This window comes from Acinetobacter sp. YH12145, from assembly GCF_013418335.1.
Lineage (GTDB): Bacteria > Pseudomonadota > Gammaproteobacteria > Pseudomonadales > Moraxellaceae > Acinetobacter > Acinetobacter amyesii.
In genome coordinates this window covers 1-24,862 of record NZ_VPCE01000012.1, presented here as the reverse complement: position 1 = coordinate 24,862, position 24,862 = coordinate 1, and the positions used below count along the sequence as shown (strand labels likewise).

The 24,862-nt window shown below is 41.0% G+C and carries 19 protein-coding genes and 1 other RNA gene; 11 read left to right on the top strand and 9 right to left on the bottom strand.

Translation table 11 applies throughout. The features are described 5' to 3' along the window. Nucleotides 1–38: 38 nt before the first annotated feature. Nucleotides 39–437, bottom strand: coding sequence for an outer membrane protein assembly factor BamE (locus tag FTU80_RS12265; protein ID WP_078193102.1), 399 nt, complete (start codon nt 435–437; stop codon nt 39–41). A gap of 112 nt (nt 438–549) precedes the next feature. Between FTU80_RS12265 and fur the strand changes: the two genes are divergently transcribed. Continuing rightward, complete coding sequence (fur, locus tag FTU80_RS12260; protein WP_078193101.1) at nt 550–987, top strand: ferric iron uptake transcriptional regulator; 438 nt, start codon at nt 550–552, stop codon at nt 985–987. A gap of 77 nt (nt 988–1,064) precedes the next feature. Here the strand turns inward: fur and FTU80_RS12255 are convergent, their stop codons facing one another. Together FTU80_RS12255 and FTU80_RS12250 are read right to left on the bottom strand one after the other, a co-directional pair. Continuing rightward, a complete protein-coding gene (locus tag FTU80_RS12255; RefSeq protein ID WP_111885266.1) occupies nt 1,065–2,186 on the bottom strand; it encodes a PilT/PilU family type 4a pilus ATPase in 1,122 nt (373 codons plus the stop codon). 26 nt (nt 2,187–2,212) lie between these two features. Beyond that, entirely contained in the window at nt 2,213–3,250 is a 1,038-nt protein-coding gene (locus tag FTU80_RS12250; protein ID WP_078190026.1) for a type IV pilus twitching motility protein PilT, read from the bottom strand. A 125-nt stretch (nt 3,251–3,375) separates the two neighbouring features. Between FTU80_RS12250 and FTU80_RS12245 the strand changes: the two genes are divergently transcribed. Further along, nucleotides 3,376–4,062: a YggS family pyridoxal phosphate-dependent enzyme gene (locus FTU80_RS12245; RefSeq protein ID WP_180085340.1), complete on the top strand. Its 687-nt coding sequence runs from the start codon at nt 3,376–3,378 to the stop codon at nt 4,060–4,062. 193 nt (nt 4,063–4,255) lie between these two features. Next, nucleotides 4,256–5,056: a thioesterase family protein gene (locus FTU80_RS12240; RefSeq protein WP_078193098.1), complete on the top strand. Its 801-nt coding sequence runs from the start codon at nt 4,256–4,258 to the stop codon at nt 5,054–5,056. 48 nt (nt 5,057–5,104) lie between these two features. Here the strand turns inward: FTU80_RS12240 and FTU80_RS12235 are convergent, their stop codons facing one another. Then, nucleotides 5,105–8,701 carry an AAA family ATPase gene (locus FTU80_RS12235; RefSeq protein WP_180085338.1) on the bottom strand — a complete coding sequence of 1,199 codons (3,597 nt, stop codon included), beginning with the start codon at nt 8,699–8,701 and terminating at the stop codon, nt 5,105–5,107. 9 nt (nt 8,702–8,710) lie between these two features. Further along, nucleotides 8,711–9,964, bottom strand: coding sequence for an exonuclease SbcCD subunit D (locus tag FTU80_RS12230; RefSeq protein WP_078193096.1), 1,254 nt, complete (start codon nt 9,962–9,964; stop codon nt 8,711–8,713). Between the two features lie 678 nt (nt 9,965–10,642). On the opposite strand from FTU80_RS12230, the gene FTU80_RS12225 reads away from it, so the two are divergent. The 3 genes from FTU80_RS12225 (at nt 10,643) to FTU80_RS12215 (ending at nt 13,434) form a co-directional block, all read left to right on the top strand. Continuing rightward, nucleotides 10,643–11,587: a GGDEF domain-containing protein gene (locus FTU80_RS12225; protein WP_078193095.1), complete on the top strand. Its 945-nt coding sequence runs from the start codon at nt 10,643–10,645 to the stop codon at nt 11,585–11,587. A gap of 395 nt (nt 11,588–11,982) precedes the next feature. Beyond that, entirely contained in the window at nt 11,983–12,432 is a 450-nt protein-coding gene (locus FTU80_RS12220; protein WP_180010029.1) for an ABZJ_00895 family protein, read from the top strand. Between the two features lie 66 nt (nt 12,433–12,498). Continuing rightward, nucleotides 12,499–13,434: a TIGR01777 family oxidoreductase gene (locus tag FTU80_RS12215; protein WP_180085336.1), complete on the top strand. Its 936-nt coding sequence runs from the start codon at nt 12,499–12,501 to the stop codon at nt 13,432–13,434. Nucleotides 13,435–13,455: 21 nt separating this feature from the next. On the opposite strand, the gene thiO is transcribed toward FTU80_RS12215, so the two are convergent. Next, nucleotides 13,456–14,580 (bottom strand): glycine oxidase ThiO, encoded by a 1,125-nt coding sequence (gene thiO, locus FTU80_RS12210; protein ID WP_180085334.1) that lies wholly within the window; start codon nt 14,578–14,580, stop codon nt 13,456–13,458. Nucleotides 14,581–14,717: 137 nt separating this feature from the next. Next, entirely contained in the window at nt 14,718–15,731 is a 1,014-nt protein-coding gene (gene hemB, locus FTU80_RS12205) for a porphobilinogen synthase (RefSeq protein WP_180010032.1), read from the bottom strand. 107 nt (nt 15,732–15,838) lie between these two features. Here hemB and FTU80_RS12200 point away from each other — a divergent pair, with 107 nt between their 5' ends. The 3 genes from FTU80_RS12200 to FTU80_RS12190 all read left to right on the top strand — a co-directional run bounded on the left by FTU80_RS12200 (nt 15,839) and on the right by FTU80_RS12190 (nt 19,283). Next, a complete protein-coding gene (locus FTU80_RS12200) occupies nt 15,839–16,336 on the top strand; it encodes a thioesterase family protein (protein WP_180085332.1) in 498 nt (165 codons plus the stop codon). 262 nt (nt 16,337–16,598) lie between these two features. Continuing rightward, complete coding sequence (locus FTU80_RS12195) at nt 16,599–17,750, top strand: efflux RND transporter periplasmic adaptor subunit (RefSeq protein WP_180085330.1); 1,152 nt, start codon at nt 16,599–16,601, stop codon at nt 17,748–17,750. A 6-nt stretch (nt 17,751–17,756) separates the two neighbouring features. Continuing rightward, nucleotides 17,757–19,283, top strand: a complete 1,527-nt coding sequence (locus tag FTU80_RS12190) for a DHA2 family efflux MFS transporter permease subunit (protein ID WP_180085328.1) — start codon at nt 17,757–17,759, stop codon at nt 19,281–19,283. A gap of 70 nt (nt 19,284–19,353) precedes the next feature. On the opposite strand, the gene glpK is transcribed toward FTU80_RS12190, so the two are convergent. After that, a complete protein-coding gene (gene glpK, locus FTU80_RS12185) occupies nt 19,354–20,838 on the bottom strand; it encodes a glycerol kinase GlpK (protein WP_180085326.1) in 1,485 nt (494 codons plus the stop codon). A gap of 128 nt (nt 20,839–20,966) precedes the next feature. On the opposite strand from glpK, the gene ssrA reads away from it, so the two are divergent. Together ssrA and FTU80_RS12175 are read left to right on the top strand one after the other, a co-directional pair. Then, nucleotides 20,967–21,326, top strand: a transfer-messenger RNA (tmRNA) gene (gene ssrA, locus FTU80_RS12180). A 184-nt stretch (nt 21,327–21,510) separates the two neighbouring features. Continuing rightward, nucleotides 21,511–22,653, top strand: coding sequence for a tyrosine-type recombinase/integrase (locus FTU80_RS12175; RefSeq protein WP_180085325.1), 1,143 nt, complete (start codon nt 21,511–21,513; stop codon nt 22,651–22,653). Nucleotides 22,654–22,784: 131 nt separating this feature from the next. On the opposite strand, the gene FTU80_RS12170 is transcribed toward FTU80_RS12175, so the two are convergent. Beyond that, nucleotides 22,785–23,819: a hypothetical protein gene (locus FTU80_RS12170; protein WP_180085322.1), complete on the bottom strand. Its 1,035-nt coding sequence runs from the start codon at nt 23,817–23,819 to the stop codon at nt 22,785–22,787. Nucleotides 23,820–24,862: the final 1,043 nt, after the last annotated feature.

Genomic DNA, 24,862 nt, shown 5'->3' with positions numbered 1-24,862 from the left:
ACCCCTAAATTTAGGGGTTTATTTTTATCTGAAAGCGACTATAGTGGTGGCGCAGTTAAAATCGCTTCTTTAGAACCTGGTAAGCCTGGTTGTGACTCTGGAATGGTTTCTAAGCCTTCAATTTTTTGAACGATACCGTTTTGGTCAAAGAAGATTTTTAAGTGTTGACCATGTGCAGCAGGAATCTTGGCTTTTTTAGCATATGTTCCTGGGGTATACTTATAAATGTAGTCCCAACGTAACGGATTCATTGGATCGGCAACAGTTGGACTACCTAGCAAAAAGCGAACTTGTTGGTGGCTCATTCCCACTTGAATTTTAGCCGCTTGTGCTTGAGTTAAAGGTGTACCTTGTGGAATATCAACTTTATAAACGCCCAAGGTTGAACAGCCTACGAGCAATGAAGTGACGAATAACGTCAGCATGATTTTTTGCATTTTGCTAAACTATCCCAAATTAATTATGATGCATTTGATCCAAGGATAGATCATACTGCATCTAAACTTTGTTGCATATTCCAACTTTAATTTTGTTGAGAGACCTTTTTTCATGCCTATTTCAAATCAAGATTTACGTAAAGCTGGACTTAAAGTTACACTTCCACGAATTAAAATATTGGAATTGCTTGAAAATTCAAGACAACATCACTTAAGCGCAGAAGATATTTATAAGACTTTACTTGAACAGGGTGAAGATGTGGGTTTAGCAACTGTGTATCGCGTGTTAACACAGTTTGAAGCTGCAGGTATTATTCAACGCCATCATTTTGAAAACAATCATTCTGTTTTTGAGATTATGCAAGAAGATCACCATGACCATATTGTGTGTCAAAACTGCAATAAAGTGGTGGAATTTACTAATGATGTGATTGAGCATGAGCAACATCAAGTGGCAGAAAAATTTGGTTTCCAACTTACAGGTCACTCATTAAATCTTTATGGCTATTGTGATGCGCCTGAATGCCAAGAAGCATATCGTAAAAAATAATCCGATGCGGATGAGAATGAATAAAAAACAGACTTCATATGAAGTCTGTTTTTTATTTCCGAAAGCATTATGCAAATTTAATGTTGACCATCAAAGGTAATATTTGAATTTGCACGCAGTAAATGCTCACCGCCTTCTTCAGACAATTTAATTTGTAGACGCAGGTCGTTCGGTGAATCGGCATGTTTGAGCGCATCTTTGTAGCTAATTTGCTTGGCTTTATAAAGGTCATATAAGGCTTGGTCAAAGGTTTGCATACCTAGTTCACGAGAGCGCTTCATCAGGTCTTTAATTTCGTGCACTTCACCCTTACGGATTAAATCTGAAATTAAAGGTGAGTTGATCAAAATCTCAATGGCAGCACGACGTGAATTACCATCAATGGTTGGAATCAATTGCTGCGCAACCATTGCTTTTAAGTTCAAAGACAAGTCCATGAACAGTTGACTATGACGATCCGCTTCAAAGAAGTGAATGATACGATCGATGGCCTGGTTGGCGTTGTTGGCATGCAGTGTTGCAAAAACCAAGTGACCGGTTTCAGCAAACGCAATCGCATAGTCCATGGTTTCACGTGAACGAATCTCACCAATCAGAATCACGTCAGGTGCCTGACGTAGCGTATTCTTTAAGGCAACTTCGAAAGAGTCGGTATCAATACCCACTTCACGTTGAGTAATGATACAGCCTCGGTGTTGGTGTACAAATTCAATCGGGTCTTCAATTGTAATGATATGACCTTTGCTATTTTCATTACGATAGCCAATCAAAGATGCCAAAGAGGTTGATTTACCTGTACCCGTTGCACCTACGAAAATGATAATGCCACGCTTGGTCATCGCTAATTCTTTTAAAATGGGTGGTAATTTCAACTCATCCATCGTTGGAATAACGGTTTCGATACGACGCAGCACCATACCTGGCTGGTCACGTTGTTGAAAGGCGCTGACACGAAAACGAGCAGATTTACTGGTATTACTAATGGCAAAGTTACATTCGCGCGTATCGGCAAATTCCTTACGCTGTTTTTCAGACATAATCGAATATAAAATTTGACCGACAGTCGGGCCCGGTAACTTAGTCGAGCCAATTGGCAAAATTTGCCCATTGATTTTAATCGAGGGTTCAACATCGGCTGTAATGAATAAATCCGATGCTTTTTTCTCCACCATATAATCAAGTAAGCCGTTAAAATCCATAACGATCGCCCCAAAAAAATAAAAAATTACAAGAAAGATTCGGGTTGCTTCGCTGCAGTCCGTGCAGTCTGCGTACTAATAATGCCTTTTGCGACAAGATTTTTTAGGCTTTGATCGAGTGTGGTCATACCGTAGTTGGCACCCGTTTGAATCGCAGAATACATTTGCGCGACTTTGTTTTCACGAATCAAGTTACGGATCGCAGGAATACCGATCATGATTTCATGCGCAGCCACACGACCGCCACCATTTTTCTTGAGTAGGGTTTGTGAAATTACGGCTTGAAGTGATTCGGATAACATGGCACGAACCATATCTTTTTCTTCAGCAGGGAATACGTCAATGACACGGTCAATGGTTTTTGCGGCAGAGGTTGTATGTAGTGTACCGAAGACCAAGTGACCGGTTTCAGCAGCAGTCAGTGCCAAACGAATGGTTTCAAGGTCACGCATCTCACCGACTAAGATAATATCCGGGTCTTCACGCAGTGCGGAACGAAGTGCTTCGTTAAAGCCGTGCGTATCACGGTGTACTTCACGTTGGTTGACCAAGCATTTTTTTGATTCGTGTACAAATTCGATCGGGTCTTCGACCGTTAAAATATGGTCATAACGGTTGTCGTTGATGTAATCAACCATCGCAGCAAGCGTGGTTGATTTACCCGAACCTGTTGGACCGGTCACCAATACGATGCCACGTGGATATTCACAAATATCTTTGAAGATTTGGCCCATGCCAAGATCTTCAATGGTTAGTACTTTTGAAGGAATGGTACGGAATACGGCACCAGCACCACGGTTTTGGTTAAATGCGTTCACACGGAAACGAGCCACACCAGGTACTTCAAATGAAAAGTCAGTTTCTAATTTTTCTTCGTAATCACGACGCTGTTTATCGTTCATGATGTCGTAAACCAATTTGTGCACTTCTTTGTGTTCAAGAGCAGGAAGGTTGATACGACGAACTTCACCATCCACACGAATCATTGGTGGCATACCAGAAGATAAATGTAAATCCGAAGCGTTATTTTTGGCAGCAAAGGCCAATAGTTCTGTAATGTCCATAAAATCCCCGAGATAAAAATTAAATCTTAATTATTTTGATAGAATAATAAGGCTTTCCCACAGCTTAACCAACACTTAGTTGCAGGGCAATGCAAAAAAAGATGAATGAAATGAGAACCCCGTCAATGAATAAACTTCAAGAAGCACGAAATCAAGTCTTGCAGCAAATTGAGCAGGCTTGCCAACTTGCGGGTCGACCACAGCAGTCGGTTGAATTGTTGGCTGTATCTAAGACGCATCCTGCTGAAATGCTAAGAGAAATGTATACAACGGGGCAACGCTCATTTGGTGAAAATTATCTGCAAGAAGCGCTTGAAAAAATTGAGGCTTTGGCAGATTTAGAGATTGAATGGCATTTTATAGGTCATGTACAGCGTAATAAAACCAAACATTTGGCTTCAAACTTTGCTTGGGTGCATGGGGTAGACCGTTTGATTATTGCGGAGCGTTTATCAAGCCAGCGAGAAGCGACTCAAGCACCTTTGAATATTTGCCTACAAGTCAATATTGACGCGCAAGATACAAAGGATGGCTGTCAGCCGAATGAAGTAGCAGATTTGGTCGCACAGATTTCTACGCTACCGAATTTACGCTTACGTGGACTGATGGTAATTCCTGCTCCAAACAATCCACAAGCTTTTGTTGATGCCAAAGTGCTCTTTGAGCATGTCAAAGCACAGCATACGAAACCTGAGGATTGGGATACCTTAAGCATGGGGATGTCAGGTGATATGACAGATGCGATTGCTTCCGGATCCACCATGGTTCGCGTGGGGACAGCATTGTTTGGTGCGCGAGATTATTCAAAATAGGACAGAAGATTCAGCCTGCTTTCAAAAACTAGGCTTATAAAGTGTAAGCACAGCAGATAAATTTTCACAATAGATGAAACCTATGGGTTCAAAGTGAGCCTTTTAATTTGAACTTTCCATTAAAGTTGAGTAAAAAATAATCAGGATGTTTTTGATATTGAAGTAATTCACACTTGGACAAATAGGGAAGTTCATGACGGCATATTATCAGTTGATTCAACGCGACGTAGATGCGCAAGGCTGTGTCACGGCACATTACCATTCGACCAATTTAGCACAAGGTGCATGGAATGCACATGAGCAACACATGGCACCAGCTACAGGCATTATTTGTGCTGAATTAGACCGTTTTTCACCACGTCATGATATGCGTATCGGGCGCATTAGCCTCGATATTTTGGGCTTAATTCCTGCTGGCGAGTTTGAAATAATCACGCAAGTGATTCGTCCGGGAAAAACCATTGAACTGATTGAATCTGAAATGCGGGCTCAGGGCAAAACCTGCATTGTGGCACGCACTTGGCGCATGATGACGCAAAATAGCCAGTCCGTGAAAGGTTTGGAGGATGCTGATGTGACTGGGCCAGAAACTGCGCCGATTTGGGACGGTATCCGTCAGTGGCCGGGGGGATATATTCAGTCGATTGAAGCAAGAAGCCATGGGCGCCGTGCAGGTCAAGGCATTGTGTGGCTGAGAACACAGCATGACATGGTTGAAGGTGAGCCGACTGCTGATTTTGTCCGTTTAATGGGCATGGTTGATACCGCCAATGGTATTGTTCCGCGTCAGGATTGGCCATTTGGCTGGGGCTTTCCAAATCTGGATCTACAAATCCATTTGCACCGTTTACCACAGGGACAGTGGTTAGGTCTGGAAACCGTGCAGCAGTATGGAGCGGATGGTGTTGGTTTGAGTAGTTCTGTATTGCATGATGTCCATGGCCCATTTGGGCGTAGTGAACAGATTTTAACGCTACGTCCACTCGGGACGTAATGATCTAGAGAATCAAAAATTATAAAGCCTGCTTTAAGCAGGCTTTTTTTAAGATACGATTTGGATGGTGCTTGCACCTGCTCCGACAGGATTGACTTGAATTTGCACAGGGATTCGTTCGTGCATTTCTTGAATGTGAGAAATTAGCACGACTTTACGCCCTTGGTTTTGTAGCTGATCCAGAGCATTCATCACCATGTGCAGACTTGAAGCGTCTAGCGTACCAAATCCTTCGTCAATAAATAGGCTTTCAATTTTTGTTGTACCTGATGCCATGCTCGCAATGGCTAAGGATAAAGCGAGCGCGGTTAAGAAAGACTCACCGCCTGAAAGCGAAGAGACCGAGCGGGTTTCACCATCCATATCATGATCGACAATGGCTAGGCTTAATGAGTTTTCAAGGCGCTTTAAGGTATAGCGCTGTGAAAGCATCGCCAATTGCTGATTGGCATATTCAATTAAAATATCGAGGTTATATTGCTGTGCCAAATCACGGAATTTTTTGCCCGTTGCATCGCCCATTAAGCTCGAAATCTTATTCCAACGATGTTCCTCAGATTGGATCTGTTGAATCTGATCGGTAAATTGCTGCTGTTTTGCTACATTGCGTTGATGTACTTCGAGTTTGAGTTTCACTTCATCACGCTGTTCCATCACTTGGGTTATTTGTTCAACCAAACTTTGTAATTGTGAGAGTAGTGCTTCAAATTCGATTTCAGGCTGCAGCATTAAGTGCTGCTGTAGTTGCTCATCCAATGTTTTCTTAGCAGACTGAGCATAGCTATATGCACGTTCAGCCGAGCTAATTTGCTGTTTCAGTTGCAGCTCTTGCTCATGTGTAATTTCACTGAGCTGCTGTAACAAGGCGTCACTAAAATCAATATGCAGCGCTAACCACTGTTGAATACTCAACGCGGCTGCATTTTGTTGAGTTTGCAACTGTAGTTGCTGTGCCTGATATTTTTGCAGTGTTGCTTGTGCCGTATCAAAGGCTTGGCGTCGCTGCTCAAATCGTTGACGTACTGTATTAAACTGAGTCTGCAGCTGTTGTCGGTTTTGCTCAAACTGTAATAACCATTCATGCGGTTTTTCAACGGTTACATGGGTCATGGTAAAAATAGCTTGGATTGCAAGATCGCTATTTTGTTTACCTTCTTCTAACAGTGTCGAAATGCGTTTTTCAGTTGCAGCAATATTCTCTAGACTGAATTTACTGCGCTGTTTTGCCTGTTCCAGCTGCTGTGTTATTTGATTCAGTTGCGTATTCAATTCATTACGTTGTTTTAAGGTGTGAAGGCGCTGCTGTAATTGATTATAAATTTGTTCAGCAGCGGTGCGGGTCGATTGCTGCCATGCGTGTTTTTCAGTGTCATTGAATAAAGACAAAATAGGCTGAATATTTTGTTCAGCATGCTGTACATCGGTCAGTTGCTTTGTTGTATGCTGAATAAATTGAGTCAAAGTCTGGCTGTTTTGCTGCGCCTGTTCATGGGTTTTTAAATCAGCTTCTGTTTGCTGCAAAGACTGCTGTGTTTGTGCAATATGATGCGTGATTGCTATTTCAAGTAATCTCAAATCTGCACTTAAATCATAAGAGATGCTCAGTGCATTAAGTTTTTGTTCAAGCTGGGTTTGGATATTACTTTGTTGTGTGCTGATTGAGATGAGTTGCTGTGCATTGGCTTCAAAGGCAGTGGATTGCTGTGTGCATTTTTTTTGCAGTTGCTGCCACAGATCAAAGGCTGTTTTTTCCTGCGTTAGTGCTTGCTGTTCCTGCTGTTCTTGCAGTTTCAACAGTTCATGGGAAAGCACATCTTGGTTATGTGTATAAGGGTGCTCCGTACTGCCGCAGACCAAACATGCTTCACCAGCAATTAGATTTGCTCTGAGCTGTTCGATATTTTCTGCATGCAGTAATCGCTGCTGCTGCAGTAAAGTTTGCAAATTCTCTCGAGCTGCTTTTTGTGCATGAAATTCAGTTTCAGCCATGCTGCATTGCTGCTGATTCTGTGTGAGATCACTTTGCAGTTGGTGCTGGTCTTGCAATTTTTGCTGATGTTCAACATGAATGGCGTGGTAATGCTGCCAATGACTCTTGGTGATATCTAATTGATTGATGCGATTTAATAAGTCTTCACGCGCTGTACGCAAGCCCGTAATTTTCGAGTTAAGTGCTTGGTCTTGCCCAAATTGCTGAATGAGCTGGTCAAGTTGCTGTTGTTTTTGTGCCACTTGTTGCGTGGCTTGAGCGACATCACCATATTGCTGCTCAAATTGCGCATAACTTTGAATAAAACGCTGTAAAGGGCTGAGATGTGCAGACAGTGCTTCATCCAAAATTTGAAAATGTGCTGTTTGCGAGAGTAGGGTATTTTGCTGCGCTATATTTTGTTCTAACTGCTGCTGTACTTGTAACAATTGCTGTTCGGCTTGAAGCAGCGGGGCATGCTGATCTTGCAGTTTTTTGAGTTCATCTTTTACAGCAATTAGCTGATCGCCTAGCACTCGGCGGTCGGCAATTCGCGCACGTACTAAATCAATTTGATCTTGATGATCAACTTCAAATTGGTGCTGCTGTTTTTGCTGTAGATCAAGTTGTTTAAATTGAGTTTTTTCATGATTAAACTTAATTTCAATTGCGCTGAACTGCTGCTGTGCTTGAGCCAATTGAGGCTGCAGCGTTGCTATTTCAGTACTTAAATTCTTGCGTTGAATGATGCTTGGACGGATTGAGGCGAATTTTTCCAGTTGCTGCAATTGCTGCTTCTGCGGCTGCAGTGCATCGAGTTGCTGCTGTTGAATAGCCAAATATTGCTCACGTTGCTGAATATCCGCAATCAGTTTATCTTTGTGTTGAAACCATTGCTGCTGTTTGAGCAATTGCTGCTTTTCACTTTCGAATTTTTGGTAAGACTCTGTATGACTTTGAAAATTCGCCGTGTATAAGGCAAGATCTTCATCCGATAAAATTTCAATATCACCGAGTCGAACTTCCAAAGCCTTACGCTGATTGGCAATTTGCTTGGTTTTTTCAAAGGCCAATTGACCAATTTTCCCGAAAATACTGGAATTGGTTAGATACTCCAATAGCTCGCCACGTTCATTATCACGCGCTTTTAAAAAAGCGGTCACTTCTGACTGAGCCAGTAAAACGGCACGGGTGAACTGTTCAAAACTGAGTTGAGTAATGCGTAAAATTTGGCTCTCAACCGCTTTGGTTTTATCCGCAACAACAGTGCCATCTGTTAAGCATTTCAGTGAGCGCTGTACGCTTTGCAATTTACCGTTTGGGTTTTCACGGGCACGTTTAATTTCCCAACGTGCAGAATAGACTTTTTGGTCTTGAGCAATAAAACTGAGCTCGGCAAAGCCTTGGCCTGTACCACGGCGCAAGACTGTTTGCGGTGAGTTGGTCGGCAGCTCTGAACCATCTACATCGATGAGTTTGCCATCGCTGTCTTTTAAGCGCGGCACACGGTTAAACAGCGCCAAACACATGGCATCTAAAATAGTCGATTTACCAGCACCTGTTTTACCAATAATTGCCACTAAGCCTGCACTTGCTAAGGGTTCAGATTCAAAATCAATAAAATGCTCACCCGCTAAAGATGCCAAGTTTTTAATACGTATAGATAAAATTTTCATGGCAATTCCTTAAGTGTTCGCATCATCTTCAAGTGATTTTTGTGCTTCATCGACCAAACTTAAAAAATCTTTCATTACGGTGTCATCAGCACCGTAGCCCTGTTTTTCCCAAAGGTTTTGGAATAATTTTTCAGGCGTAGGCGGATCAAGGTTGATTGCGGCTTGCTGCGGATTATTTTGATCTGAATTTAAATAACGGCGGCTGATGCGCACCAAACGATAACGGTTTGGCGCTAGCGCTTCTTCAAATTGCTGTCGTAAATTCGGTGCAGGCGGAGTGTCGGTATGATATTCAATTTCGACATATTCACGCTGATCAATATCTTCAATTTCACCGCTCGGCAAAGCGGATAATTGTGCCAAAACTTCTGGAATTGTGCCTTTGATGCGATGCAATTGCACGCTGCGCGGAATCGCTAAGGACTCTATTTGAAAGCGTGATTCATCGCTTTGAGTCGGGTCAATGCTGATATCAAGCACTTGATGCTTATAATTGATTTCACTAAATGACAGGGGAATCGGTGAGCCGCTATAACGGATATGAGTTTGTCCAACTTTTTGCGGTTTATGCAAATGCCCAAGAGCCACGTAGTCAATTACATCATCAAACAGGGCGGTTGAAATTGCTTCTTCATTGCCCATAATAATCGGGCGCTCTGAGTCTGACGTTTCACCGCCTTGCATGTGGGCATGGGACATTAAAATTAAGGCTTGATCTGGAGTTTTACGTGCATTGGCTTCAGCAATTAATTGTTGATGTACATAGGCAATGGCATTTTGACTATTGGTGGTTTGATCATTGAAACCGGTGATCTCGGCAGCACGTAGAAAAGGTAAAGTCAGGCACCATGCCACTACATTTTTGTGTTCATCATAAATAGGTACCAGCAGTCGGTCTAAATCGAGCTGACCTTCGGTATTTTTATGGACCACGCCTACAGCTTTGGCATGGTATTTTTCTAATAAAGGCTCAACTTGTTCAATACGGTAGCCTGAGTCATGGTTGCCTGCGATCATCAGGGTTTGCATGTGCGGAGCCCGCTCATGTGCATCTGCTAGAAACTGATACAACTGTTTTTGCGCTCTGGAAGCGGGGTTGATCACATCAAAAACATCGCCTGCAATGAGCAGGGCATGTGGCTGTTTTTGTGCTATTTGTTCAAGCAGCCAATTGAGAAACTGTTCATGTTCGTAGTCACGTGAGTGGTTATAGAAAAATTGTCCTAAATGCCAATCAGAAGTATGAAAAAAACGAACAGTCATGCAAGCACCAAAAAATCAAAAAATTGATTGGGCTATAAAGTATCACAGATGGTTATGTTTACGAGGGAGATTAATCATTCATCAGTCCAACTAAGTCGTTTTCGACAGTTACAAAGTATCCAATCTAAACTATGCCATAACTGCATTAATGTGCATGTGCATCTACTTGCAGGAGGCAAAAAGTATTATGGGCTGGATTTATGAAATAGCCTTGCTAGTATTATCCAAGTATCACAAATTTTTCTATAGCAATTTGGCCATCTTGTACTAGAATTTTCTTAGTGATTTGGTCGAAATCTTTAACTTCAAAACTATGAGTAAATGTATTGGTAATGCAATGCATCGGTGGAGGCTGTACAGAGCATTCTAAGAGGTCACCATGAAGTCTGGGGTTACTGATTAGGGAATCCTGTAACTCGTGTAAATGACCAACCAAAAACGGCAGAATAATACACAACTTAAAGCTTGGTATCAGAACTTTGAATTTCAAAATAGTAGGCTGGTTCATTGTAATTATATTTTCTTTGATGGATTACACATTTCAAATAGTAGAGATCTGAAATTAGGTTAAAAAAATACCAAGAACTAGGAATATAAAATGTTGTTCTAATCCTGTATATAGGTGAATTATTGTACAGCGGGTATATTGCCTGCATTTGGGGTAGCAGGAGATGCAACATGCCAAATAATCCTTTTGATGAAGAAAAACTTGCAAATAGTATGGTGTATAAGACTTTATTAGAGTCTACATTAGCCATTCCTTGGTGTATTGATTGGGACAGTAAAACATTTAGTTATATTGGACCGCAAATTGAAAAGTTACTCGGTTGGAAACAAAGTAGTTGGAAAACGGTAGATGATTGGGCATCACGTATGCACGAGGAAGACCGTAATTATGTACTGAATTATTGTGTTTCACAGTCGATGGCTGGTATAGATCATGAAGCAGATTATCGTGCACTTAAAGAAGATGGTTCATATCTTTGGATACGTGATGTTGTTCATGTCGTGCGTAAACCAAATGGTGATGTAGATTGTCTTGTCGGCTTTATGTTTGATATTTCCGAGCGGAAAAAACAAGAGGAACAACTACAAAAATTGCAACGTCAGCTCGAAGAATATTCATATAAAGATGGCTTAACTGGTATTGCAAATCGACGTTTGTTTGATGACTTTTACCAGCGTGAATGGTTAAACGCAATCCGAACGCAAAAGCCGCTGAGTTTAATTTTGATCGATTTAGATTATTTTAAACAATACAATGACTTGAATGGTCATGTGATTGGGGATACCTGTCTGCGTCAAATTGCTAAAAGTTTGGAATCTTGTTGTACACGACCTCGTGATTTAGTTGCGCGTTTTGGTGGCGAGGAATTTGCTTGGATTTTACCAGAGACCAATGAAGCCGCAGCAGCAGTGATGGCTGATAGAATTATGGATGCCGTGCGTGCTGCACGATTACCGCATAAAGCCTCTGCAGTGTCGGAACTCGTCACACTCAGCATGGGGGTAAAAACCATTATTCCTTCAGATCTGGATAATCCAATGCAATTTCTGGATCAAGTTGATAAAAACCTTTATGTAGCCAAAAGACAGGGGCGTAATCGCTACTGTGCTGCATAACATAGATTTACAGTTGTGACTTATTTTAAAGTTGCATAGATTTTTCAGTCAGTCGATATTTTATCGGCTGATTTTTTTTGGGTGTAGAATATAAAAATTAAATGCTGAATACATAAGGCACAAAATAAAAGACCGACGATTCGAGTGATGATGAAATCGTCGGTCAAAAAATCGATTTCAAATTTAAGTCATGGCTGCTGTTCATACTTAAATTCAAAATGAAGCTTATTGCTTTTAAAAAGGTCACCGAAACATTGTGGATGCCGTCCAAATCATCGGTTGCTACAGACCTTGTACCCTATATAACGTAGCTGATTACAGATTGGTTGACATGAAAATGAAAAAAAATGCATTTTTTTTTATACTAGGTGTCAACTTCTTCTTGGGTTAGGGTCATGGTGTCTTTAACACGTTATTTTTTCTTGTTTTTTTTCATTTGTTTAATCATGACCTGTATTTGCGGTGTGATCGCAGCATTATTGCCACAGGGTGTAGGTGGTATTTTAACAGTCGTACCCTACCTGATTGCCATGATCGTGGTGTTATTTCGGTTTTTAAATAAAAATCAGAGAGCACCGACACAGGCAGAGCGTAAAAAATTTACCTTAGGTTTTAGCCTGATTTTTTGGTTATATAATTTAGCTTTTGTACTTTTGGGTATCGCAATTTTTTCAAGAAAAGATCCTGAAATTTGGCAAAATTTAATGCTCTATGTTCAACATCCTCAGTTTATGAGTTTAATGGTGATCATGTTGTTACTGATGGCTATCCCTTTGTATTTAATCACCTATTGGTTTTATGGTCCGCAAGCACAGCGGATGGCTGCTCAAAAGTTTGGTGCATAAAGCTTGATCGTTTGGTGATCTTGTTCTATAGATAATAGTATTATTTCATATAGATAAGAACAAATTATGCATCAGCCCACAGTACTGATGACGGGTGGCAGCGGTTTTATTGGCACACATCTCATCAAGGCACTTTTAGCTGCGGATTATAAAGTGATTGGGCTCAGTCGTAAGGCTGAGCGTATTTCTAAATCACCACATTTAACTTGGGTACAGCAGCTCGATCAAATTCCTCATGACAGAATTGATTATGTGATTAATCTTGCAGGTGAAAGTATCGGCAAAGGTCGCTGGACAGAGACGCGTAAACAGCAATTATTAGAAAGTCGGGTCAAAACCACAGAAGCGCTGTATCAATATTTACGTAAACGTAAAATTTTTCCGAAATGCATTATTTCAGGTTCGGCTGTTGGTTATTATGGTATTGATATTGAAGAACAATGGACAAAAGTGTGCGATGAAAATGCTGCACCACAAGCCATTTTTATGTCAGAGCTATGCCAAAGTTGGGAGCAAGTCACACGCCAATTTCCTGAACAAAATACCATTATCACACGACTAGGTGTGGTCTTAGCTGAAGGTGGCGGGATCTTACCGCAAATGTTGCGACCGATTCAGTTCAATTTGGTCAATAAAATAGGTTCTGGTCGGCAGCCTTTTGTGTGGATACACATACAAGATGTGATCCGAAGTATGCTGTTTTTAATGAAACAAGCAGAGAAAAAACATGCATTGCTTGAACCCACGCCAATCGATTCGCATATTTTTAATTTAGTTGCGCCGGAAAAAACGACGCAGGCTCAGTTTGCGCAGATTGCAGCACGTCAATTAGCCAAAAAGCCGTGGCTCAATGTGCCTGCAACTATCTTTAAAATTTTATTGGGTGAGCAATCGCAATTAATTTTAAATGGTCAATTGGTTCAGCCAGCCGCATTATTACAGCAAGGCTTTGAGTTTAAATTTCCGACGTTAAAAGAAGCCTTGCAGGATTTATTGGCTTAGTTGAATTTGACGGATTGACCATTATTCGACGCTTAACAATGCATCTTGAAACAGGCGACTCGGACTATAGTGGTCTGCATTGAATGAAGGCGTTTCCCCAGTCATAAGTTCAGCCAATAACTGAGCTGAAGCTGGTCCCATGCATAAACCATTTCTAAAATGCCCAAAATTTGCCCAAAGATTGTCGAAATTTGGCATCTGCCCAATATATGGAATCCCTTCAGGCGAAGATGGGCGCAGGCCAGCCCAAGATTTCACAATCGGAAAGTTGGCAAGCTCTGGTACCATGTCAAAGCAGGATTTTTGAATATGCTGCAAGGTTGTATTTGTTGTCTGAGTATCAAAGCCACATTGGCGCATACTTGAGCCGCAAACCACATGACCGTCTTGGCGTGGAATCAAGTACATGACTTTATTCATGCACATGGTCGGCAACCAGTTCTGCGGAGTTTTAAAGAGAAGCATTTGTCCCTGCACGGGTTGTACGGGTATCTCAATGTCTAGTTGTTCACTCCATGCGGCTGACCAAGCGCCCGTGGCAATAACGAATTGATCAGCTGTATGTTGTTTGCCATCTGCGGTGGTGATGGACTGGATACGATTGTCCGAACGGTTTAATTGGCGGATAGGGCAATGTTCATAAATCTGAACTTTAGGATGCTGCTGTAAATAAGCCGTTAATGACTGCAAAAGTCGCGGATTACGGATGTTGGCTAATTGCGAAAAATAAATGCCATGTGCAAAGCGTGCTGAAATGTGAGGATTAATCTGCTCAATTTGCTCGGATTGTAAATATTCCGCCTGTTGCATTGGGTCTTGGTGCAAACGGGCATAATCTAAGCCAATTTCAAAATCATCTTCATCAAAAATCAACATGCCAGTTTCATGAATTTCAAAATCAATCCCAGTCATAGGTTTTAATTTTTCATTCCATTTTTGGTAGCTCTGCTTGCCATAACGTGCGAGCGCATTGACTTCATTGGGATATCGCCAAGGATACATCGGGGAGAGGATGCCACCACCAGCCCAAGATGCGGCAGAACCTGTGCGTTGTTGGTCGAAAATCGTCACCGTACAACCGCGTTCAACGAGTTCCAATGCGCTGAGTAAACCACTAATACCCGCCCCAATAATGGCAATATTCATGTTCTTTTAACCGATGAATGTATGAGTTTGATCTTAACTTCAGCAACGCCGAAGTTTTTCTTCCAAGACTGTTTTTTAAATTTTACAGATATAAAAAAGCCTTCCTGAACGTTACCATTTCAGGAAGGCTTTGCAGGTTATTTCATGTCTTTCAACATGAGTGCTGCATCTTCAGCAAAGTAAGTCCAGATCCCATCTGCACCTGCACGGCGGCAGCTCATAAGCGATTCGATAATCACGTTTTCAGATAGCCAACCATTTTGAATGGCACCTGCCAACATGGCGTATTCGCCACTCACTTGATAGACAAATGTTGGAACACCGAAATTATCTTTGACTTCACGGACGATATCTAAATACGGCATACCCGGTTTTACAATCACCATGTCGGCGCCTTCTTGAATATCGAGTGCGATTTCATGTAAAGCTTCAGCACGGTTACCGATGTCCATTTGGTAATTGTATTTATTGCCACCTTTGAGGTTGCTTGAAGAACCTACCGCATCACGGAATGGCCCGTAAAAGCTAGACGCATATTTTGCAGAATAAGCCATGATGTTGGTATAGATATGGCCATTGGCTTCAAGGGCTTGGCGAATTGCACCGATACGACCATCCATCATGTCACTGGGTGCAACCACATCTGCACCCGCTTCAGCATGGCTGAGTGCTTGTTTAATTAAGCATTCAACGGTTTCATCATTCAGTACATAGCCGGTATCATCAATGATACCGTCTTGACCATGTGTGGTGTATGGGTCGAGCGCACCATCAGTGATGAGAACCATTTCTGGTAGTTCTTTTTTTAATAAGCGGATGGTGCTTTGGACTAAGCCATCTTCATGCCAAGCTGCTTCAGCCGTTAAACTTTTATCTTCCTGTGGTGTAACTGGGAACAAAGCTAATTTTGAAACACCCAATTCGAGTAAACGTTCTGCCTTTTTTAGTAACAAGTCAGCAGATAGACGCTGTACGTTTGGCATGCTTGGAATATCTTGAGTTTGTTGCTGGCCTGGCAACACAAATACTGGATAAATGAGATGATCAGTCGTCAGTTGAGTTTCACGCACCATAGCGCGAAGCTGGTCATTTTTACGAATGCGACGCATGCGAGTGGCAGGAAAAGCTGGACGATTGAACGTATAGGTCATAACAATCTCATTGATCAGTATTAAACTTTGACTATTGTAGACGCATAATGAGGGTTTGGCGCACCCCGTATTATTTTTTTATTCAATGACAGCGATTCGAGTAGGCTATGACAGATGTAAATAAGAGTTGGACCGGTAATATTGACCTAAACTCGAAGAATGAAATCGATACTTTATTAAATAACATTGCTCAAGCATTTAACAGCTCCCCATTTTTTGTACACAATGCCATGAAAATGACGGTGATCGATGGTCAGATCGAAGCACGTGTGGACATGGCCAGTAATCTAATAGGAAATGTCGCATTCCAAATTTTACATGGTGGTGTTGCGGCAACTTTACTCGACAGTATCGGTGGTATCTCTGCGATGGCAGAATTGTATAAAAAGGCCACAGCTGAAGATCTAGTAGAAACGAGTAAAAAGGTATCTCGCTTAGCGACCGTCGATTTGCGTGTGGATTATTTGGCGCCAGGACGTGGACAGTATTTCGTTGCACGAGCTGAAACCTTACGTTTAGGCCGTAAGGGTTGCACTATGCGTATGACCATGGTCAATGATGAAGGTAAAGCGATTGCAACGGCGATTGCATCGTATGCTTATTAAGCCATTTTTAAGTTAACACATTCAAAATGATGAAAAAATAAAGTCCAGTATTGGCAGCAGGGCATGATTTTATCCTGTTGCCGAAGAAAAAAAGACTGACGAGTTACATTTTCTATTCTCAGGATATGATTTTTTAGCTTTAAAATGCCGGAAAATTGAAGAAGATAGACTTTCTCACGACACCATTATCTGACAGCAAAGTTAACATGCTTTGCAAAGCTCATGATGCCATGACCAAGTCTGCTAGATTTAGGACAAATCTATGACAGATACCGTTAGTAACCTGCCAGAAACCCCATCTACAGAGCAGCCCACCGATCAGGAATTAAAAGCACGCAGAAAAAAAGGCCTTGGTATAGTGGCTGTATTGATCGTGATTGCTTTGGTGATGTATTTGATTTGGTCAATATTTCTAAATCATTCCGTCAGTACCGATAATGCCTATGTCGGTGCAGAAACAGCGTCGATTACCTCGATGGTCACGGGGCAAGTGGCAGAGGTTTTGGTGAGTGATACGCAGCAAGTGAAAAAAGGCGATGTGCTTGTTCGCATTGATGCTCGTGATGCTGAAATTGCCTTAGCTCAGGCACAGGCTGAATTACTTAAAGCAAAACGCCAATACAAACAAACTGCGGCGAATAGTAGTTCTTTAAACTCACAAATCTTTGTCAGTGATGATGCAATTCATAGTGCAAGCGCACAAGTCGCCAAGGCACAAGCCGATCTGAATAAAGCACAAGATGAATTACAACGTCGTCAACAATTGGCTGCTTCGGGTGCGATTTCTAAAGAAGAATTAAGCACAGCACAAAGTGCTGTGAATACCGCTAAAGCCAGTTTTGATGTGGCCCAAGCAGGGCTCGCTCAAGCCAAATCTAGTCAAAAAGCGGCGCAAAGTAATAAAGCTGCAAATGATGCATTAATTCAAGACAGCAATGAAAACTCAACCCCAGATGTTTTAGTTGCGCAAGCACGTTTACAACAAGCCCAGTTGGACTTAGAACGTACACAAATCAAAGCACCTTTTGATGGTGTGGTGACACGTCGTAATATTCAAGTTGGGCAACGCATTGCACCGGGAACGTCATTAATGATGGTGGTGCCAGTCTCCCAGTTATATGTCGATGCCAACTTTAAAGAAAGCCAATTGGCAGGGGTGCAAGAGGGTCAAAAAGTTGAACTGACATCTGATCTGTATGGTGACAAAGTTAAATTTAATGGCATAGTCACTGGTTTTTCTGGTGGCACAGGTTCAGCATTTGCCTTGATTCCAGCACAAAATGCCACAGGAAACTGGATTAAAGTGGTTCAGCGTTTACCTGTGAGGATTCGTTTAGATCCAAAAGAGTTGGCAGAACACCCACTACGTGTGGGGCTGTCTATGGAAGCGACGATTGACCTGAAATCGAAGTAATTGCCTATGAATCAGCAAATGCAAATGACTGACCTGAAAGGTGGTCGTCTGATTCTCGCTGCCTTAGTCTTGGCTTTGGCAAACTTTATGGTTGTGCTCGACATGACCATTGCCAATGTATCAGTGCCGCATATTACCGGTAGCCTTGCAGTATCGGCATCCCAAGGGACATGGGTCATTACTTCCTATGCCGTGGCAGAAGCGATTTGTGTGCCATTAACCGGTTGGCTCGCTGGGCGCTTTGGTTCTGTACGGGTTTTTGTGATCAGCCTGTTTGGCTTTACTCTATTTTCGATACTGTGTGGTTTATCGACCAGTTTGGAAATGTTGGTGTTTTGTCGAATTGGGCAAGGCTTGTTTGGTGGCCCGATTATGCCACTGAGCCAAACGTTGTTAATGCGCATTTTCCCTCCTGAAAAGCAATCTCAAGCCATGGGGATGTGGGCAATGACCACTGTAGTTGGCCCCATTTTAGGTCCAATTTTGGGTGGTACGATCAGTGATAATTTATCTTGGCATTGGATTTTTTTTATCAATATTCCTGTCGGGATTGGTTGTGCTATCGCAGCGATGCGCTTACTGAAAACGGCTGAAACTCCAACACAGAAATTGAAAATTGACCGTGGTGGTTTACTGCTGTTGGTGTTGTGGATCGGTGCCTTGCAATTGATGTTAGACTTGGGCCATGAACGAGATTGGTTTAATAATCCATTTATTGTAGTACTGGCACTGACGGCATTTGTTGGGCTGATTATTTTTACGATTTGGGAGCTGACTGAGCGGCATCCTGTGGTGAATATACTACTGTTTAAGTACCGAAGTTTTACCATCTCGGTCTTGGCTTTGGCCTTTGGTTTTGGTGCCTTCTTTGGCAGTATTGTCCTGATTCCGCAGTGGTTACAAATCAACTTGGGCTATACCGCAACGTGGGCAGGCTATCTCACCGCGACTATGGGCGTCGGTAGTTTGACCATGTCGCCAATTGTTGCGAAGCTTGCAACCAAATACGATCAACGTGCTTTGGCGAGTTTTGGTTTAAGTATCTTGGGCGGTGTAACCCTTATGCGCGCCTTTTGGACCACGGATGCAGACTTTATGGCTTTGGCTTTGCCGCAAATATTACAAGGTTTTGCCGTTCCATTTTTCTTTATTCCTTTGTCCAATATGGCCTTGGCATCGGTACTGCCACAAGACATGGCATCTGCGGCAGGTTTGATGAACTTCTTAAGAACCATGGCAGGGGCAATTGGAGCGTCGATTGCAGTAACCATTTGGGATGATCACACCAAAGTCGCACGCAGTGAAATGGTCAGTAATTTACATGTTACTGAGGTACAAAATACCTTGGTGAATCATGGAATGAGTTCAGAAGCTGCTTTGGGATATATCTCCAGTTTGGTGGATAAAGAAGCCTTAACGCTTTCAGCCAATCATGTGTTTTTAGTCTTGGCGGGTGTCTTCATATTCGCTGCACTGATCATTTGGCTCTGTCCGCGGCCTAAAGCAGGTGTGGGTGGCGGTCATGCACACTAAATAACATCAAGTATAAAAAAACCGCTCAAATGAGCGGTTTTTTTATTGCATACTGCGTGGATTAGAAAAATTAAAGGTCCGAGCGCGCCCGTTTGAGTGCAGATTGCCACTGAGCCAAATGAAATTCACGTTGATCAGCATTCATTTTTGGTTCAAAAGCACGTTCTAATTGCCATGATGCAGCAATTTCATCGAGATTTGAAAACACACCCGCTTTGAGTCCAGCCATCGCGGCAGCACCCCATGCAGTTGATTCTAAAAGTTTAGGACGCAGTACAGGCACATTTAAAATATCGGCCTGAAATTGCATCAGCATATCATTGCTACTGGCACCGCCATCGACCCTGAGTTCTTTAAGTGGACTAGACAGGTCTGACTGCATGGCGGTCAATACATCCGACACTTGAAAGGCAATGGCCTCTAAGGCGGCACGAGCTATGTGGGATTTATTTGTACCACGTGACATTCCACAGAGGAGGGCACGGGCATCACTATCCCAATGCGGAGCGCCTAGCCCAGTAAAGGCAGGAACCAAAACCACGCCATCGGTATGCTCCACTTGGCATGCGAGTTTTTCAACATCACTGCTTTTTTGAATAATCCCTAAACCGTCTCTTAGCCATTGCACAATTGCGCCAGCCATAAATACACTGCCTTCAAGTGCATAATGGGTTTGACCTTGAGCTTGCCATGCAAGGGTCGAGAGTAATTTATTATGGCTATATTGAACTTCGGTGCCGGTGTTAAAGAGCATGAAACAGCCGGTACCATAGGTATTTTTTGCTGTTCCTGCGTCAAAGCATGACTGTCCAAACAGCGCGGATTGCTGGTCACCTAAGATGCCGGTAATGGGAATGTTTGCGCCAAGTAAACCTGTAGCGGTATCTGCAATATATTCATCTGAACTGATGATTTTAGGGAGGACCGACAGGGGAATATCGAATAATTCTAAGAGTTCTTCATCCCAAGCTTGTTGCTGTAAGTTCATTAGCATGGTTCGTGAGGCATTGCTGGCTTCAATCACATGCTCTGCACCTTGCGTCAGGTTCCACACCAACCAACTGTCAATCGTACCAAAAGCCACATGACCTTGCTGAGCGAGTTCACGTAGACCTTGTGTGTGTTCTAATAACCAGACCAATTTCCCAGCACTAAAATAGGGGTCGATACGTAATCCAGTCTTTTTGTGAATGAGGTCATTGAGGTTTTGTTGGGTCAGTTGTCCACACCACTCGGTTGCACGGCGGTCTTGCCAGACAATTGCAGGGGCAAGGGGTTGACCTGTGCGCTTATCCCAAACCACAGTGGTTTCACGCTGATTGGTCAGTCCAATGGCTTTAATATCTTTTGCGAGGATACGAGCAGAAGCGAGTGCTTGTTGCACGACGGCAATTTGTGTACTCCAAATTTCTTGAGCATCTTGCTCCACCCAACCCGAATGCGGGGTTTGAATATGGGTTTCCCGTTGAGCTGTAGCTTGAACTTGTCCATGTTCGTTAAAAATGATCGCACGACTTGAAGTCGTTCCTTGATCGAGTGCCAATAAAAAGCTCATATATTTTTCTTTTGCGGTCTTGAAAAATAAAATATTAACGCAATTATGTAATTAAGCGCAGATCAATGTGTAATTGTTTCGAAATTGCATCGCAATTTTTTGAAGTTATGCTATGATGACGCTACTTTGGGGATGTTTCTGGCTTCGACGCTGGTGATGAAACTCATAGATGCATGTCGAGAGCGCATTTTCTCTCGTAAATCAAATTTGCATATTTTAGTCGCAAACGACGAAACTTACGCTCTAGCTGCCTAAGGGCAGCTTGTCCGCATCCCTGAATACTTGTGGTTAGGGGTCCCGACTGAAGCGAACGCACACAAGTCCGTATAAGATCAAGCCTTGGGGTCTTATACTAAATCTTAAAGGATCGCGATTTGTACCCTGTTCGTCGGGTCACAAAGAGCTAAATCAATAGACGATATCTAAGCATGTAGTATTCTCGAGCGTAGTGCTGGCGGACGCGGGTTCAACTCCCGCCATCTCCACCAAAATTCAATTCAGGGATGTTCGACTGAATATAAAAAAGCCCTTAAATTCAATGTTTAAGGGCTTTTTTATTGGCTATATTGTCCGATCCTGTCCTAAGCTGTGTGACCCAATTTTTGCCTTTTGTGGGTAATTATTGGGAAAATTTACCCAATTATTTTTAGTCTAGATAAAGGGTATATACAGATGAAACTCACAGATACGGAATGCAGAAAAGCACAGCCCCAAGATAAGCGTTATCGTCTTTCTGATGAAAATGGCTTATCTCTATTGGTTACACCATCAGGGCAAAAATATTGGAATGTGCGCTATACCGTTCATGGTGAGCGCAAGTCAGAGTCACTGGGTCCATATCCTGATATGAGCTTAAAGAAAGCAAGAGAGCTTGCCCTTGAACTGAAATACAAGCATTCCAAGTCAGTTTTGCATGAAGACATTAAGCCATTCTTTAAAGACGTGGCGGAAGACTGGTTTGAGAATCAAAGAGAAACTTGGTCATCTAAACATATCAGTAATGTGCGAGCATCTTTGGATGAGCTTTACATTACTCTTGCAAATAAGCGAATCAATCAGATTCAGGCACCTGAGATCTTGCAGGTTATTAAAAAAATTGAAGCTAGAGGTTCTTCTGAAGTAGCTAAACGTACGCTATCTCGATGCGGTATGGTGATGAAATATGCCATAGCTCACGGCTATCGATATGACAATCCTGCAAGTGATTTGGTTTATGCGCTTAAGAATAAAAAAGTGAAGAATTTAGCATCATTACCTGAAAGTGAAATGCCTGAATTTCTTAGAAGGATTAAAGCCTATCCAGCAGATGCACAGACTCACCATGCAATCATTCTGGTTATGTTGACTGGTGTGCGAGTAAGTGAGTTATTGCAAGCACGTTGGGAAGAATTTGATCTTGAAGAACGTAAGTGGGATATTCCTGCTGAGCGTATGAAGAATGGTTTACCCCATCGTGTACCCTTAACAGATATGATGATTGATGAGCTTCAGGCACTACGTTTGACTCACAACCAAGATCTATTATTCCCACATAGATTAAATAACAAAGAACCTATGCGTAGTGAATCAATTTTGGCTGTGATCAAGCGTTCTGGCTATGCAGGTAGAATGACAACCCATGGTTTTAGATCGCTATTTAGTACAGTACTGAATGAGTCAAATTTGTTTAATTCAGATGCAATTGAGCGTCAGCTTGCACATGTGCCACAGAACCGCATTCGTTCTGCATATAACCGAGCACAGTATTGGGATGAGCGTGTAAAGATTATGGAGTGGTACGAAGGCCAGGTGAAAAAGTGGAAGGAAATCCTTTAAACATACATGATCAAAAAATATATAAATAATTACTAGACTTATAGAGTTTTCTAAGTCTAGTAATTTTACGAGTTTTGAATTTATGCGAAAGGATTATTATTTTCTATTTTGGAAAGTTAATAAATTTAATTTTAGTACATAAACTTTCCATTCTCATCTGTAGCAATTGAGTTATATTTTTCATTAATTAAATTCTCTAGTAGCTTATTCTCGCTTACGTTCATTAACTCACTTATTTTTTTAAGTTTTTCTTTGCAACTTTTTGTTAGTGGAAGGTGATATTTAATTTTTAATTTTCCTGCATCTCTATATTTTTGTTGAGTCCATGCTTTTTTCATTTTTTCAATAAAAGCAGTACGTTGTATGGTTCGAGAAGGGTATGTTATGTCTAAAGTGATAAGAATTTGATCATAATAGCTAACTTTACTATATTCAAAAATATATGGATTATAAAATTTTTTATTTATTAGGTATTTAATTATCCATGCTTGTTGTGCTTTTTCATCAGTTTTTATCCATGATATTTCATTGTCCGTAGATTTGAGAGTTTTAAAATCAGCAAATGAACTTTGTATAATATTAGCTTTTGAAACAATGCATATTTCAAAAAGATCGTAATTTCTTATCAGCGTTTGATAGTCATAGTTTTGATTTTGAATATGAGGGTTTGTATTTATCCATGAAAGATAGTATGAGTTGTTGGCAGTTTTATTGATTAGATAATATGGTTTTATGTTTGTAATAAAGCTTTTCTGGTTGTCTATATATTTTATTAGGTCTGAATACAAAGCATCATTATTAATAGAAAAGGTAGGTGCATTGTTCGGGTATTGTAAGTTTTGAATTCTGTTTAGGTCGAATATCATCCAATATATTAGCCGATGATCTGATTGCTGAATAAAGCTCAGATCATCTTCAGGAATAATCATGCTTTTTATAAATAGATGAAATAATTGAACGTATGCAGATGGAGTATTCGATTTTTCTAAAGATGATAAAAGTTCATCTTTTATTACATGCTTTGGTGGTATCGCTAAAGGTACGGTATTCAAGACAGTTGTTGTATTTTGTACCTTACAAAACTTGATCCAAGCTAAGAAAAATCCTCTATCACCATACTCTTTGAGAAAGTTTTCATGTTTTTTATAAAAGGTACTTTTATGCATTTTTATCAAACTTTTAATGAATTTTGATCATATTTTACTATAAAAACAAAGATAATAATGAGTTTTTTTTTATAAAAAATAGAAAAAATATTGTGTATATATCATAGTTAATGTGTAGATAATTCATAGAAAAAATGTAGAATTATCATAGTAAAATTGAGATATATAATAATAATTTTCTGCTCATAATGTATTGATATATAACTTTTTAATTTTATTCATGGTGTGTTTGATTAATCTATATAAATTAATTTATTAGTCCTATGCTTAAACAACTTATTACATTTTTCCTGTGGTTGTAGATATTGGTAAAGATACATCGAGCGGGGTAACTTCATTTGAAAGGTTCTCAAGACTCTTCCTGAATAGTTTAATTGTCAAAAAGTGAAATTTTTTAAGATGAGAATCGGTATCTGTAACTCAACAAGGAATTGTTGATCTTAAAAAATTGTAGCTCTCTAGTCAGACAGAAATTTTTTATAATCTATTTAATGTTTTTTTTATTATGGGAATTGTTTTGTTAGTGAGTAAAAGCCTGAGTCAGACTTCTTTTCCACAAAGTATTAAAAGCGGAGTTATCAAAACTTTATTGGAAAATTTATTTATGCTAAATAAGTTCAAACCGTAAAAACAACAATATTTGCAGTAAGAAGATTACCTATATGAATAATCAAATCATGACGAAACATTGTTATCAATCTTGATCTATAACTAATTGAATATTACAGTCAGATGTCTCTGAATCAATTTTATGCTAGCAACAGTGCCCACTAGTGTGGATTCCATGGTTAAAACATTATCCAATTTTGGGTTAGTTGCTATAACTTAATTTATCAAAAGTAAATTCTCAAGATTTAGAAAAATACTGAGGCTTTAACCCTTTAATTTTTCTAATTGTGTGCGTAACTTTAGCTTGTAGTGGCTTTGTTGCACAAACCTATCTGTAAAGGCTTTTTCAGCGATATAATTTTCAAATGAAGAAGCCTGCACACAAAATCTACCGCACAACCAATTGGCCCGCATATAACCGAGCACTTATGAGT